This is a genomic window from Micromonospora sp. NPDC049275, from assembly GCF_043197115.1.
Classification (GTDB): domain Bacteria; phylum Actinomycetota; class Actinomycetes; order Mycobacteriales; family Micromonosporaceae; genus Micromonospora.
Genome location: NZ_JBICSN010000002.1, coordinates 1,040,599 through 1,054,104 on the forward strand (window position 1 = coordinate 1,040,599; position 13,506 = coordinate 1,054,104).

The 13,506-nt window shown below is 74.4% G+C and carries 16 protein-coding genes; 7 read left to right on the forward strand and 9 right to left on the reverse strand.

The annotated features are described in order from the left end of the window. Position 1: 1 nt before the first annotated feature. The 3 genes from ACGFIE_RS10285 to ACGFIE_RS10295 form a co-directional block, all read right to left on the reverse strand. Positions 2 to 1,537, reverse strand: a complete 1,536-nt coding sequence (locus ACGFIE_RS10285; protein ID WP_393293115.1) for a sensor histidine kinase — start codon at positions 1,535 to 1,537, stop codon at positions 2 to 4. Beyond that, positions 1,515 to 2,261, reverse strand: a complete 747-nt coding sequence (locus ACGFIE_RS10290; protein ID WP_039906116.1) for a response regulator transcription factor — start codon at positions 2,259 to 2,261, stop codon at positions 1,515 to 1,517. Before ACGFIE_RS10290 ends, ACGFIE_RS10285 begins: the two co-directional genes overlap by 23 nt. Before the next feature lie 101 nt (positions 2,262 to 2,362). Then, positions 2,363 to 2,593: a hypothetical protein gene (locus ACGFIE_RS10295; RefSeq protein WP_393293118.1), complete on the reverse strand. Its 231-nt coding sequence runs from the start codon at positions 2,591 to 2,593 to the stop codon at positions 2,363 to 2,365. A 198-nt stretch (positions 2,594 to 2,791) separates the two neighbouring features. Between ACGFIE_RS10295 and ACGFIE_RS10300 the strand changes: the two genes are divergently transcribed. The 3 genes from ACGFIE_RS10300 to ACGFIE_RS10310 all read left to right on the forward strand — a co-directional run bounded on the left by ACGFIE_RS10300 (position 2,792) and on the right by ACGFIE_RS10310 (position 5,389). Beyond that, positions 2,792 to 3,721, forward strand: coding sequence for a serine/threonine-protein kinase (locus ACGFIE_RS10300; RefSeq protein ID WP_393293120.1), 930 nt, complete (start codon positions 2,792 to 2,794; stop codon positions 3,719 to 3,721). 71 nt (positions 3,722 to 3,792) lie between these two features. Further along, positions 3,793 to 4,218 (forward strand): OsmC family protein, encoded by a 426-nt coding sequence (locus tag ACGFIE_RS10305; RefSeq protein WP_363685540.1) that lies wholly within the window; start codon positions 3,793 to 3,795, stop codon positions 4,216 to 4,218. 322 nt (positions 4,219 to 4,540) lie between these two features. Continuing rightward, positions 4,541 to 5,389, forward strand: a complete 849-nt coding sequence (locus ACGFIE_RS10310) for a hypothetical protein (protein WP_393293122.1) — start codon at positions 4,541 to 4,543, stop codon at positions 5,387 to 5,389. A gap of 8 nt (positions 5,390 to 5,397) precedes the next feature. Here ACGFIE_RS10310 and ACGFIE_RS10315 read toward each other — a convergent pair whose 3' ends face one another. From ACGFIE_RS10315 to ACGFIE_RS10335, 5 genes are all read right to left on the reverse strand, one after another. Next, on the reverse strand, positions 5,398 to 5,931 hold the full coding sequence (locus tag ACGFIE_RS10315; protein WP_393293125.1) for an ATPase: 534 nt from the start codon (positions 5,929 to 5,931) through the stop codon (positions 5,398 to 5,400). A gap of 179 nt (positions 5,932 to 6,110) precedes the next feature. Continuing rightward, positions 6,111 to 6,554, reverse strand: a complete 444-nt coding sequence (locus tag ACGFIE_RS10320; protein WP_354861669.1) for a response regulator — start codon at positions 6,552 to 6,554, stop codon at positions 6,111 to 6,113. A 70-nt stretch (positions 6,555 to 6,624) separates the two neighbouring features. Continuing rightward, positions 6,625 to 6,972, reverse strand: coding sequence for an STAS domain-containing protein (locus tag ACGFIE_RS10325; protein WP_393293127.1), 348 nt, complete (start codon positions 6,970 to 6,972; stop codon positions 6,625 to 6,627). A 107-nt stretch (positions 6,973 to 7,079) separates the two neighbouring features. After that, entirely contained in the window at positions 7,080 to 8,126 is a 1,047-nt protein-coding gene (locus ACGFIE_RS10330; protein ID WP_393293129.1) for a B12-binding domain-containing protein, read from the reverse strand. Continuing rightward, positions 8,123 to 9,889, reverse strand: coding sequence for a PP2C family protein-serine/threonine phosphatase (locus ACGFIE_RS10335; protein ID WP_393293131.1), 1,767 nt, complete (start codon positions 9,887 to 9,889; stop codon positions 8,123 to 8,125). Before ACGFIE_RS10335 ends, ACGFIE_RS10330 begins: the two co-directional genes overlap by 4 nt. Before the next feature lie 192 nt (positions 9,890 to 10,081). Between ACGFIE_RS10335 and ACGFIE_RS10340 the strand changes: the two genes are divergently transcribed. Together ACGFIE_RS10340 and ACGFIE_RS10345 are read left to right on the forward strand one after the other, a co-directional pair. After that, the gene (locus tag ACGFIE_RS10340) at positions 10,082 to 10,498 is read left to right on the forward strand and encodes an STAS domain-containing protein (RefSeq protein ID WP_393293133.1); all 417 of its coding nucleotides are present in this window, start codon (positions 10,082 to 10,084) and stop codon (positions 10,496 to 10,498) included. Positions 10,499 to 10,556: 58 nt separating this feature from the next. Next, the gene (locus tag ACGFIE_RS10345) at positions 10,557 to 10,901 is read left to right on the forward strand and encodes an STAS domain-containing protein (protein ID WP_393293135.1); all 345 of its coding nucleotides are present in this window, start codon (positions 10,557 to 10,559) and stop codon (positions 10,899 to 10,901) included. A 93-nt stretch (positions 10,902 to 10,994) separates the two neighbouring features. Here the strand turns inward: ACGFIE_RS10345 and ACGFIE_RS10350 are convergent, their stop codons facing one another. After that, positions 10,995 to 11,309 carry a hypothetical protein gene (locus ACGFIE_RS10350; RefSeq protein ID WP_393293137.1) on the reverse strand — a complete coding sequence of 105 codons (315 nt, stop codon included), beginning with the start codon at positions 11,307 to 11,309 and terminating at the stop codon, positions 10,995 to 10,997. 201 nt (positions 11,310 to 11,510) lie between these two features. Here ACGFIE_RS10350 and ACGFIE_RS10355 point away from each other — a divergent pair, with 201 nt between their 5' ends. Continuing rightward, a complete protein-coding gene (locus tag ACGFIE_RS10355) occupies positions 11,511 to 12,485 on the forward strand; it encodes a DUF2267 domain-containing protein (protein WP_393293140.1) in 975 nt (324 codons plus the stop codon). Positions 12,486 to 12,655: 170 nt separating this feature from the next. After that, positions 12,656 to 13,447 carry a spermidine synthase gene (locus ACGFIE_RS10360; protein WP_393293142.1) on the forward strand — a complete coding sequence of 264 codons (792 nt, stop codon included), beginning with the start codon at positions 12,656 to 12,658 and terminating at the stop codon, positions 13,445 to 13,447. Positions 13,448 to 13,506 lie beyond the last annotated feature (59 nt).

Consider the following 13,506-nt stretch of genomic DNA (forward strand, 5'->3'; position numbering starts at 1 on the left):
ACTATTCGTCAGCTGTGGGATTCGGCAGGCGGACGGCGAAGACGGTCCACCCCGGCCGGCTGTCGACGGCGACCGTGCCGTGGTGGGCCTCCACCACGGCCGCCACGATCGCCAGGCCGAGGCCGGTGCTGCCGTGCGCGCGGGACCGGGAGCTGTCACCCCGGGCGAACCGCTCGAACATCTCCGGTCGCAGCTCCGCCGGCACCCCCGGCCCGTCGTCGGCGACGGTGAGCACGGCGGAGTCCGGCTCGACGGCCAGCGTGGTGGTGACGGTCGTGCCGGGTGGGGTGTGCACGCGGGCGTTGGCGAGCAGGTTCGCCACCACCTGGTGCAGACGGGCGGTGTCGCCGGGCACCCGGATGACCACCTCGGGCAGGTCGAGCTGCCAGCGGTGCTCGGGGCCTGCCACGTGGGCGTCGCTGACCGCGTCCACGACGAGGGCGGACAGGTCGACCGGGTCCGCCGCGAGCGGTCGGCCGGCGTCGAGCCGGGCCAGCAGCAGCAGGTCGTCCACGAGGGTGGTCATCCGGGTGCTCTCCGACTCGACGCGGCGCAGCGCGTGCGCCACGTCGGCGGGGACCTCGGCGCGGCCGCGCCGGGCCACCTCGGCGTACCCCCGGATGGCCGCGAGGGGGGTGCGCAGCTCGTGGCTGGCGTCGGCGACGAACTGGCGTACGCGGGTCTCGCTGGCCTGCCGCGCGGCGAGCGCGTCGGCGACGTGGCCGAGCATGCGGTTGAGTGCCGCGCCGACCTGGCCGACCTCGGTGCGCGGGTCGGTGTCCCCGGCCGGTACGCGGACGGCCAGCGCGACCTCGCCCCGGTCCAGCGGCAGCTCGGTGACCCGGGTGGCGGTGGCGGCGACCCGGTTCAGTGGCCGCAGCGTGGCGCGCACGATAAGCGCGCCGGCCGCGCCGGCGAGGAGCAGCCCGACGGCGGCCACTCCGGCCTGCGCGGCGACAAGCGCCCAGACGGTGTCCTGCACGCCCGACAGCGGGATCGCCACGGCCAGCACCATCCCGTCGGGGAGACGCCGCGCCACGGCCCGGACGTCACCGCCGTCGTCGAGGCCGACGGTGCGTGGTCGGCCGTCGGTGGGCAGCGCGGCCAGCCGGGAGGCGTCCGTGGCGGGGACGTCGGCGAGGCTGCCGCTCTCGGTGCTCCTCGTCGCCGTGGTGACGCCGTCGGCGCGGCGGACGGCCAGCGAGCCCGGCGGAAAGCCGCGCGGAGGCTCCGGCGGGGGCGGGCCGACGCCGTCCGGTCGCGAGGCGGGCCACCCGGGGGCGCCGCCCTGGCGGAACCACTGTGGCACGTCGGCGCGGGGCCGGTCCCCCATCGTCAACTGGCTGTCGACCTGGCCGACGAGGAAGTGCCGCAGGGCGACAGTGGTGAGCCCGCCGATCGCGACGCTGACCAGGGCGAGCAGCGCCACCAGGGCGAGCACCAGCCGGGCCCGCAGCGACCGGCCGGCCAGCCACCGCCGGGCGGTCCGCAGCGGCCGGCGGCGCGGCCGTCCGTCAGTCGGCGGGTTTGAGGACATAGCCCGCGCCGCGCAACGTGTGGATCATCGGCGGCCGGCCGGCGTCGATCTTCTTGCGCAGGTACGAGATGTACAGCTCCACCACGTTGGCCTGGCCGCCGAAGTCGTAGTTCCACACCCGGTCGAGGATCTGCGCCTTGCTGAGCACCCGGCGCGGGTTGCGCATCAGGTAGCGCAGCAGCTCGAACTCGGTCGCGGTAAGCGTGACGAGCTGGCCGGCGCGGCGGACCTCGTGGCTGTCCTCGTCGAGGCTGAGGTCGCCGACGGTCAGCACGGCCTCCTCCCGGGCGGCGACCGCGAAGCCGGAGCGGCGTAGCAGGGCGCGCAGCCGGGCGATCACCTCCTCCAGGCTGAACGGCTTCGTCACGTAGTCGTCGCCTCCCACGGTCAGCCCGGCGATGCGCTCCTCGACGGCGTCGCGGGCGGTCAGGAACAGCACCGGCACGGTGGGCGCGTGCTCGCGCAGCCGGCGCAGCACCTGGAAACCGTCCAGGTCGGGCAGCATGACGTCGAGCACGACGGCGTCCGGCTGGAACTGCCGCGCGGTGCTCAACGCCGCCATGCCGTTGCCGGCGCTGCGCACCTGCCAACCCTCGTAGCGCAGCGCCATCGCCAGCAGGTCGGTGAGTGTCGCCTCGTCGTCGACCACCAGCACCCGGACCGGTTCGCCGTCGGGGCGGCGCAACTCGATCCGGCCCGGCGCGGTCTGCCCCTGGATGACCATGCCCCCCATCGTGGGCGGGTCCGCTGTGACGCGCCTCTGCCCCACCTGTGCGCCACCTGTGCGGCCGGGCCGCCGGAGCACCGCTCAGCCCTCGACCGTGGTCACTCGGACACTCCCTGGGCGTCGGTCCGGACGAACCGCATGCTCCACCCGCCCCGGCCGTCCGGCTGGTCGCGTTCGTAGAGGTGGTCGGGGCCGGGCTGCGTCGGGCCGGTGCCGTCCGGATGCCGCATGATCCACCGCCGTGGAGGGCCGCCGTCGGGCTCGGCCGGCACCGGGCGAACCAGGCCGTCGGCGGGACCGCCCACGAAGCGTACGGTGACCTCGCTCATCGCGGTGGCTCCCCGGTGACCGTGCCGGCACGCTCGGTGCGCCAGCCCTGGCTCGCAAGCTACCGCACCCACCACCGGCCCGCGCCGAGGTACGGCGGGATCGGCCGCGCCCGATCGCCGTACGGTTTGCCCAGCTCGGACCCCGGGTACCGCGATCGCAGGCACCCGCGGTCGGCGGGCGAGGGCGAGGAGCGGTCGATGCGTACGCTGGACGGGCGGTACCAGCTCGAACAGCGTATCGGCGTGGGTGGGATGTCCGAGGTGTGGCGAGCCCACGACCGTGTGCTGGACCGGCCGGTCGCGGTGAAGCTGATCTCGCCCGGCCCGGAGGGCCACCACGACACGGTGGACCGCATCCGCACGGAGGCCCGTTCCGCGGCACGGCTGGTGCACCCCAACGTCGCGAGCGTGCACGACTTCGGCACCTCCTCGACGATTCCCGGCCGCCAGGCGCCGTACATCGTGATGGAGCTGGCCGAGGGCGAGACGCTCGCCGCGCACCTGCGGGCGGGTCCGCTGGACTGGCGCATCTCGGTGCGGGTCTGCGCCGAGGTCGCCGCCGCGCTGTCCGCCGCCCACGCCAGCGGCATCGTGCACCGCGACGTGAAGCCGGCAAACGTCATGCTCACCCCGGCCGGGGTGAAGGTCCTCGACTTCGGCATCGCCACCCCTGCCGGAGCGGCGGACGCGATGCCTGACGGCATGGTGCTGGGCACTCCCGCGTATCTGGCGCCCGAGCAGCTCGACGGCGTACCGGCCACTCCGGCGGCCGACATGTACGCCCTCGGCGTGCTGCTCTACTACTCCCTCACCAGCCGGCTGCCGTACCTGGCGACCAATGCCGCCGAGTTGCTGACGGAGCGTCGGGCCCGGCCTCCGCAGCCGCTGCCCGAGATCGACGGGCTGCCGCCGGAGGTGTCCGAGTTGTGCCGCTCCTGCCTGGCCGACGACCCGGCGGAGCGTCCGACCAGCCTGGTCGCCGCGCTGCTGCTGGCCGAGGCCGTGGACGCCCGGGTGTACGTGCCGATGACGATCCCTTCGCCGCGCCGGCCGACGGCGATGTCGCCGTGGAGCGAGCAGGCCGCGGCGGAGGCCACCGAGGCGCTGTCGGTGGTCGAGGGGACCTGAACGCGGGGTCGCGTGGCGTTTCGCCCGCCCTCGGCCGGGTAGCCGGGCGGGTGAGCGACGGGAGGAACGCGATGCCGAGTCCGAGTTCCTGGCTGCATCAGGCCACCGCGACGGCCGAGGGCGGCCACGTACGCACCGACGACGGCGGGCTCTCCACGCCGCTGGCGTCGCCACTGGCGGCGCACTGCACCGGCCTGCGACCCGAGCAACTGTTGGCGGCGGCCTTCGCGTCCTGCCTGCACCACGCGGCGGTGGAGGCGGCCGGGGAGATCACGAACGAGGCGCACACGGTCCAGGTACGCGCCGAGGCGAAACTGGGCCGCGACGACGACGGCCGCTACCGGGCCGACGTGCACGCCTCGATCTCCTCCGCCGGCCTGAGCCGGTCGCAGTTGGCCGATCTGGTCGAGTACGCCGACCGGCTCTGGCCGTTCTCCAGCGGCGACAACACCCGGCATCGACTGACCGTCACCCCTGCGGAGAACGGCCGGCACTGATCGCGGTGCCGCGCCGGTGACCGGTTGGCGGCTTTTCGCGTGCCGCATCCACCGGGCGCACACCTCGGGCCTCCACCGTTCGGCGGAAGGGGCACCCCTCTGAACGGAGGAGCGTCGGCGATCGGCCGCAGCCGGCAGGCGGGTCCGCAGCGGTGACCGAGTTGGCCGGGCTAATCGGGAATAACCGGCTCGCCTGATCAGCTAGGTTTCGCGGGTATAACAGCTCTTTCGCCCGCTATGGCGACCATGATCCGGGCAAATTGTGGCGCATGCCACCGTACGGGGTGATGGCAGCGGGCGATCGACTATCTAGCCTCGGCGGGTGCATCCCGTCGACCCCGCCGCCCAGAAGCTGACCGACGCGCTCCCGACCACCCGTTCGGGCGACGCCGTATCAACCGAACGGACGATCGGCCGTCACCGGGCCCCCGAGCCGCCGCCGCGCCGCACCCGACTGGGCTCCACCCCCGTCCGGGTCGCCCTGGCCACCGGCGTCACCTGCTGCCTCGGTCTGGGCGCGTTCGCCGCCGCCCGTGCCGCCGAGGACGGCCCACCGCCGGTACGACCGATGGCCGACGCGCTTGCCGACCGCGCCTCCATCGCCGACGAGCGCGCCTCCCGGTCGCTGGACCGCGACGCCGCCCCCGCCCGGGTCATCCCCACCCCCACGGCGTCGCCGACGCCCACCGCCGCCCGCAAGGCAGCGCCCAAGAAGCCTGTCAAGCCCCGCCGACCCCGCCCGGTCGCCGGGCTCGACCAGACCCAGATGGACAACGCGAAGATCATCGTGGACGTCGGCCGGGAGCTGCAGATGCCGCGCCGCGCCCTGGTGGTGGCGCTGGCGACCGCGATGCAGGAGAGCAACCTCTACAACCTCGCCAGCGACGTGCTGCCGGAGTCGACGCAGTACCCGCACCAGGGCACCGGCGCCGACCACGACTCGGTCGGGCTGTTCCAGCAGCGACCCAGCAGCGGCTGGGGCACGGTGGCCGAGCTGATGCGCCCGTCGTACGCCGCGCGGGCCTTCTACACGGCGCTGGCCGAGATCCCCGGCTGGGAGGACATGAGCGTCACCGCCGCCGCCCAGGCCGTGCAGATCTCCGCCTTCCCCGACGCGTACGCCCAGCACGAGGAGCGCGCGGCCACCGTGGCGGCGGCACTCACCGTCTGAGCCTGCGCTCAGCGGGCCGCACGTCCGCTGGGCGGCTGCGCGCCGGTGTCCCGGCCGCCGGCCGCCACCCGGGTCGCCGGTACGCCCGTTCCGGCCGCGGCCGTCGGCGTGTCGGCCGGCACCGGCTCGACCGTCACGCCGGTGAGGATCTCGTCGACGAGCGCTTCGCGGCGTCGCCGGGCGAGCAACGCCTCCTCGAAGTCCCGCCGAGCCTGCACGGCGTCCGCGTACGCCTGCTCACGAACGCGCCGGGCCTCCTCGCGGGCCTCGTCCAGTTCGGAGCGGGCCTGCGCCAGGATCTCGGCCGCCTCCCGCCGCACCGCGTCGCCGGCCTGCCGGGTCGTCGCGGCGTCGCCCAGGTCGAGCCGCTGGAGCAGCCCGCTGAGCCAGGTCGCCTCCTGGCGGATCTCGTCCCACTCGCGGGTCGCCCCGGCGGCACCCTCCGCCCGCGCCGCGAGTCGGGACAACCGGAGCCCCAGCTCGTCCAGGCAGGAATCCACCTGCCGCTGGTCGTAGCCGGTCTTCACGACGGAGAACCTCATACTGTCGCCCCCCAGGCAGCCGCTGTTACTTCCCCACCTGGATCCTCGGACGCGGCGACAGCGGCCGAGGCGGTTCGGGAAAATTGTTCAGCATGCGCGCGCCTCGCGCGACGCGGCGCGGCGAGGGGCCACGTGCGGCCCGGCGGCGGGGACAATGCCACCGACCGTGCCGGGTGTGATCAGGGGCGCTTGGGCAGGACGACGACGCGGCCGAAGAACTCGTCGATGCGGCGCACCACGTCGTTGAAGTCGTCCAGGTCGATCGGCTTGGTGACGTACGCGTTGGCCTGCAACGTGTAGCTGCCCACGATGTCGGTGTCGGCGTTCGAGGTGGTCAGCACCACGATCGGAATGGTCCGCAGATCCTCGTCCTGCTTGACCGCGCCGAGCACCTGACGGCCGTCCATCCGCGGCATGTTCAGGTCCAGCAGGATGACGTCCGGTCGGCGGGCCTGCACGTGCCGGCCCTCGGCACGGAGGAACTCCATCGCCTCCTCGCCGTCACTGACCACATCAATGATCTTCTCGACGTCGGAGTCGGCCAACGCCTCCTCGATCATCAGCACGTCACCCGGATCGTCGTCGACCACCAGGATGCGTACCGGCTGCGGGCTGTCGCCCATCACTACCTGCCTCGGGTCGGCGGAGAAGGAGACCGGAACGGTCACCGTGCTGGCGGGGAAATCTAGCCCATCAGGAGGCGCTCTGGGACGCGGGGTCGGCCGTGTCCGGAAGGTATCGCAGCACGTCGGCCAGACCGGTGACCCGCAACACCCGCTCGACCCGGCCGGTGGCCCCGGTGATCCGCAACCAACCGCCGTCGACGGCGACCTGGTTGTCGCCCCGGACGAACACGGCCATCCCGGTGGAGTCACAGAAGGTCAGATCGGCGAGGTCGAGCAGCACCCGCCGCTCGCCGGCGGCGGTGAGTGTGTCGATGGCGGCAGCCAGCTCACCGGCGGTGCTCAGGTCCAGCTCACCGGCGAGCCGCAGGCAGGCCGCACCGCCGTCGCGTTCGGCGTGGCTGACGCTGAACGTCACCGTTCTCCCCCTCGCTCCACCGGTGGGTGGGACGTTTGCAGTCCGGCAAGTATACGCAGGGGGGTACGACGGTCCGCAGCGCGTGGTGATCGTCCGGAAGGTGCCCCTCAGCCCTCGGAACGGGACGTGGCGGGCAGCCCGGCGCGGCTGCGGGCCAGCGCGTGCGACGCGCGGGGAAAGTCGCGCAGCACGGCCGCGTAGTGCTCCAGGGTCAGGGCGACCGCACTGGCCGGCACCCCACGACTGGTCAGGATCTCCACCAGCCAGCCGACGAACTCGGTGAACAGCGAGGCGTCGTCGACGTAGAGCGAGGCGGCCAGCGAGTCCACGATGTGCCCCAGGTCGCTCACCGTCGAGTCGAGCTGGGCGGCCGTGTACTCCCGGGTCGCCGGTACCCGGTCGCGCAGGTCGGTAAGCGCGCTGTCGATCAGCTCTGCACGGCGGCGGACGAGACTCGCGTACTCGTCGTCGGCCAGGTGCGCGAGCTGCGCCGCCGGCACCCGCCGCAGCGCCCGCTCGTCGGCGATCAGCTCGGCCGCCGCCGGCGCGTTCGACGCCCAGGCCGCGCCGAGGCGGGCCGCCCACCGGCCGTCCGCGCCGAAGCCACGCCCACCCACGACGACAGGCACGTCCGAGCGCCGGCACGCCTCGATCATCCGGTGGGCGTGCGGCAGCCGCATCGGCAGAGCGCAGGCCAGCGCGACCGCCTGCGCGTCGTGCCGATGCAGGTACGACACCAGGTGCGCAGCCGGCACGCTGGCGCCCAGGAAGGTCACCTGCCAGCCACGCAGCCGCAGCACCTCGGCCACCAGCCGAGGCGGCAGCGCGTGCCACTCGCCGTCCATGCAGGCCACCACGATCCGTCCGCCGGTCGGACGCGGGTTGGCGTGCGCCGCCACCGCGGCCACGACCCGCTCGCTGATGTGCGTCGCCGCGTGCTCCTGGGCCACGCTCCACTCGTTGCGTGCCCACCGCTCACCCACCTCGGCCTGGGCCGGCGCGACCAGGTCGAGCAGGACCCGCTCCGCCGGCACGCCCGCGTCGAGCAGGCCGAGCGCCAGGTCGATCGCGGCGTACTCGTCGGCGTCGGCGAGGCAGGCAAGGTAGCCGGAGTACGCGTCGGTCGGGTCCGTGGTCACGGCGGCGGCGGTCATGCGGGGCCCTCCGACTGCTCGTCGGCGCTCGTCGACGTGGGCACCGCGTGCAGGTGCCGCGCGGCTCGCCCACCCGGGCTGACCGCGCGCAGCGCCAGCACCGCGATGTCGTCGTGGTCACCGTGCCCCAGCCAGTCACCGGTGACCTGTTCGACGCGTTCGGCCAGGGCCGGCGCCGGCATCCGCTGACACCCGGTCACGGCCGTGATCAACCGCTCCGTGCCGAACAGCTCGTCACCGCGGCCGCCCCCACGGGCCTCGGTCACGCCGTCGCTGTAGAGCAGGCAGGTCTCGCCCGGCGCCAACCGCACGGTCACCTCGCCGACGCGCGGATCGGGCACCACGCCGATCAGCATGCCGCGCAGCGACACCGACTCGACCTCGCCCGACGTCCGCAGCACCAGCGGCGGCAGGTGCCCGCCCCCGGCCATGGTGAGGGTGACGCTCCCGTCGCGCTGCGGACGGGCCACGCCGAGCACGATGGTGGCGAAGCGGCCCTGACCGTGCGCCTGGGTCGTCTCCAGCAGCGCGTCGTTGAGCAGTCGCAGCAGCCGCCCGGGGTGTGACTCCACCCGGTGCAGGGCCTGTAGGCACTGGCGGAGCTGGCCGGTGAAGACGGCCGCCTCGACGCCCTTGCCGGAGACGTCGCCGAGGAAGAACACGGAACCGCCGTCGGCCAGCCGGTGCGAACCGTAGAAGTCGCCGCCGATCCGCAGCCCCGCCTGCGCCGGCCGGTACGCCGTGCCCCACTGGACGCCGGGGGTCTCGGTCGGTTCGACAGGCAGCAGGCTGGCCTGGAGGGTGTCGGCGACCTCGGCCTGGTCGCGGTAGAGCAGAGCGGTCGTCAGCGCCGCGCCGGCCCGAGCCGCGAAGGCGCGGATCAACCCGACGTCGTCCTCGTCGTACCACCGACTGGAGCGCCGGGCGACCAGCAGCACCCCGACGGGCGCGTCCCGGCCGGGCAGCGGAACGACCCGGGCGGCGCTGTCGGCACCCGTGAGACCGGGCAGCCAGCCGGCGTCGACCGCCTGCTCCACCAGCCAGTCGAGAGCGTGTGGCTCGACCCCGGTCAGCCCCTCGGCGATCGCTGCCGGCAGCGCGGGGCCGGCCAGCACGCCGCTGTCGACACTCGGCGCCTCGTCGTCGGCCCGGGAGGCCCGCCACCACCGTGCCCGCCCCCCGCGCGGGGCCAGCACCAGCACGGCCACCTCCGCCAGGGTCGGCACGGCGAGCCGGACGACCGCCGCGGCGGCCCGGTCGGGGTGCAGTGGGTTGCCCAGCTTGTCGCCGACCACGGCCAGGAAGGCCGAACGGGCTCGCTCGGCGAGCAGCGCGTCGGCCCGGCTGACGCTCTCGGTGACGTCCTCCACGTACCAGCAGCAGCGGCCGGCGGAGAGCGGCACCTGGCGGGCGGTCAGGCGACGGCCGTGGTGGGTGAAGCCCCCGGGGACACCCGCGCTCAGGCCCGGCACGCCGGAGGCGGCGAGCGACGCACCGGGGACCACCTCGGGCAGCAGCCGCTCGGCCACCGGGCTGACGTGTCGGACGATGCCGTCGGCGTCGCAGACCACCAGGCCCTCGCGGAAGTGCTCGACGACCTCCGACCAGTCCGGTGTGGCCTGATCGCGGTCGGGGGCCAGCGGCGGCAGCGCGGGCGGGGGCCAGGACGGTGCGTCGGCGGACCGCGCCGGGACCCGTGTGGTACTCGGCGTGGAGATCCGTCCGTCGCCCGGGTCTGCGCCCCTGACGTCGGAAGCAGTCACCAGCTGAGCCTCACTCCTTGTCGTCCACCCGAACCCGCACCGGAACCGGCGTCGATGGCCAAATCTCTCCGACCACCCTACGCCGGTACGCCTGGGCCGGCATCCCACGGCAGGTCGCGGGCCCTTACTCGCGTGCCGGGCGGACCGGGTGGACCGTTGTTACGATCCCCTCGCACCGGCCAGAAAGGCGGCGTGCGGAAGGGCGTGATCGTGGCATCTGTCGGGCGGGCTTCGGAGGCGTCACCGCTGAGCATCTTCGTCGATCGGACCGATCCCGACATGCCCCTGATCCGGGTGGGCGGCGAGCTGGCGTACGCGACTGCGGCGCCTCTGCACGCCGAGGTCGACCGGGTCCTCGCCGACGCGCCGCGCGCCCTCGTACTGGACTTCGCCGACCTGACCTTCCTCGACAGCACCGGTCTCGCCGTGATCGTGCACGCCTGGCGGGAGGGCCAGTCGGTCGGCACGACCCTGCGGCTGCGGGCGGTTCCCCGTTTCGTGACGGCGATCCTGGACATCACCGGCGTGGCGACGCTGCTCGGCCGGCCGCTGCCGGCCACCCGGGCGGCCCTGGGCACCGGCTCGGCGCCGTCCGCCGCCACGGCGTGATCCGGCGGCTCGCGGCCCCGGGGTTTGCGTTCCGCCGCTGGACTGGAAACATGGGGGCATGTCCCACCAGCTGTTGACCATCGAGGTGACCCGGCTCGACGCCTGTCACGTCCGGCTGCGGCTGACCGGCGAGCTGGACTACGACACCGCGCCCGAGCTGATCGCCGCCGCCGCTGAGCTGCACGGCGAGCAGCTCGTGACGATAGACCTGGCCGGGGTTGGCCTCTGCGACTCGTCCGGGCTCAGCGCCCTGCTGGTGGTGCACCGGGGCGCCGGGGCGATCCGGCTGACCGGGGTCGGCGTCCGACTCCAGCAGATGCTGGACCGCACCGGGCTCACCGAGCTGCTGGCCGTGGAGAGCACGGCCGCCGACGACGGCGACAACCTGCGCGCCATCGGCTGACCACCGCACCCACCCACCGCCGGGCCGCCCACCTGAGCCAGAAGGCGGGTGGCCCCCGACCCTGGGACCTGGGGTCGGGGGCCGGAGGAATGTCTAGGGTGCGGTCATCGGCTGGAGCCGGGGCGCTGCGTCGCGCAGCTCGACGGTCGCCGGGGGTTCGATGTCGTCGGGCTTCCCCGAATCGGGCGTCTGGTACAGGTAGCGGACAAACTCCCCACCCGCCTCGTTGTCGTCCGCACCCGGCCACTGGCCGATGCAGTCCATTCCGACCACCTCCCGGCCGGTTCCGTCGGCCTCCTCCAGCAGCGCCCAGAGGCTGACCGGATAGCACCGGGTGGCCTCGGGCGTGAGCTGCCAGCGGGCGTACCAGCCGGGTCGAGCGGGAACGATCTCGATGATCTGTTTCATGACGACCTTCCTTCCGCGTACCTCGGAAGAACTGCGGTCCTGCCCCGATCGTGCGCCCCGCGCGGGTGAGCACCCCTCACCCGTGCCGGATGAAGCGTGGCCCGCGCTCGGCGCTACCGGGCCGGCAGCGCCCGTTTCGGCTCCCGGGAGGGCGGGAAGGCGACGGGCGCAGGATCGATCCCCAGCGAAAGGGGCGTCACCATGCGCAAGCAGATGGAGGGCGACAACCAGCGGCGCCGGGCGCTGGCCCGGCAGGCCCGCGAACAGGGCAGTCAGCCCAGTCAGTTCGGCGCCAGCCTGAGCGCCTCCAAGCAGCTCACCAGCCTGGACCAGGGCAAGCGAGCCGGCCCACCACCGGCCGGACGGCACAAGTCGGACACCACGCGCGGTGGACCGGCCCCGCCGTCGCGGGGCACCGCGGACAACCCGCGACCGCAACCTCCGCCCGGCGGCGCGGTCGGGGTGAACAGCGTGGGCTACCACGATCTGGTCGACGACGTCCGGCGACGCTCCGGCGTCGACTTCTCGACGGCCAAGGTGGGCGCCGAGGCGACAGTGCTGGTGCTGGCCTTCGCACTGGACGCGGCGGAGCGGCAACGGCTGCTCGCCGCCGTGCCCAACTCGCTGCACGACGTCGTGCCCGTCGACGGCATCGAGCGGCACCGGGACCTGCCCGGCTTCCTGGCCGAGGTGGGCCGGATCAGCGGGCGTACGCCCGAGCAGGCCCGCTACCAGGCCGAGGCGACACTCGCCGCGCTCGCCGAACAGGACGGCGACCTGGTCGAGTCGCTGCACGTCCCCGACGGCCTGCGGGAACTGCTGAACCCGCCGGCGGCCGGCGGCGGCATCGTGGGCGCCTCCACCACCACGCCCAGCCTGGACGAGGCCCAGCTCCGGGCGGCGTTGGACGACCTGCCGTACTGGGCCGGTGACAGCGGCGGCCTGTACCGCGTGATCGCGCTGCCTCCGGACAACCTGGACCGGGTGCTCGCCCGACTGGACCGGCTACGCGTGGACACCGGACGCGGCCCGAGCATCGGGCGACCGGGCGGCACGGCCGCCGTGCTGACCGTCCGCACCAACCAGGCGGACGGGGTGACCGCGCTCGACGTGGACCTCGCCCACTCGATCGACGACGCCATCGACGAGGTGGGCGCCGGGATGGCCAGCGGCTGACCGGCCGCCACGGCACAGGCGGGCCGACGGACGCGGGGTTCGACCCGCGCCGTCGGCCCGTCGGCCCACGCGCGTCGGGCGGGCCGGCACCGGACCGGCGGGCGCGCACGCCGGGCGGCCCGGCGCGGCCCGTCGGCGGGCACCGGCCGCGGCTCGGTTAGCGTGCCGTCATGAACCGCGCCGCCGACCGGTTGGAGTTGGTCGCCGATCCGGTCCGCCGAACCGGACGGACGCTGCTGTCCGCAGGTGTCGAGCAGTCGTACGTGGATGTCGAGGATCCCCGGCACCTGCACTTCGAGTACGTCCGCCGGATCGCTTCGGCGGTGGAGGTGGCGGCCCCGGCGGGCGTACCGCTGAGCGTGCTGCACCTCGGCGGCGGCGCGTTGACGCTGCCGCGCTGGCTGGCCGCGACCCGGCCGGGCTCCGCGCAGCGGGTCGTCGAGCGGGACCGGGAAGTGGTCGAGCTGGTCGCCCGGGAACTGCCGCCGTTGCCGCCAGAGGTGCGGGTGGAGGTCGCCGACGCCCGGGACGCGGTCACGGCCGCACCGGCCGGGGAGTACGACCTGGTGATCGCCGACATCTACCGAGCGGCCCGGATGCCCGCGCACGTCCGCACCGTGGAGTTCGCGGCCGAGGTGGCCCGCGTGCTGCGCCCCGGCGGGCTGTGTCTGGTGAACGTGACGGACCTGCCGCCGCTGGTCGGCACCCGCGTGCAGGTGGCGACGCTGCGGGCGGTCTTCGGGGACGTCTGCGTGTTCGGGGACCGGCGGATGCTGCGCGGCAGGCGCTACGGCAACCTGGTGCTCGCCGCGACGCACCGGCCCGGCGGGCTCCCGGTGGGCAGGCTGGCGGCGATGGCCCTGCGCGATCCGATCGCCGGCGGGCTGCTGCACGCCGCCGCTCTCGACACGTTCGTCGCCGGCGCCCACCCGCTCACCGACGCCACCGACACCCGCCGCTGACCGTCCGACACGGGCGGCCCTCGACGCGCCACGGCGCTCTCCGACTACCGGCCCGCCGA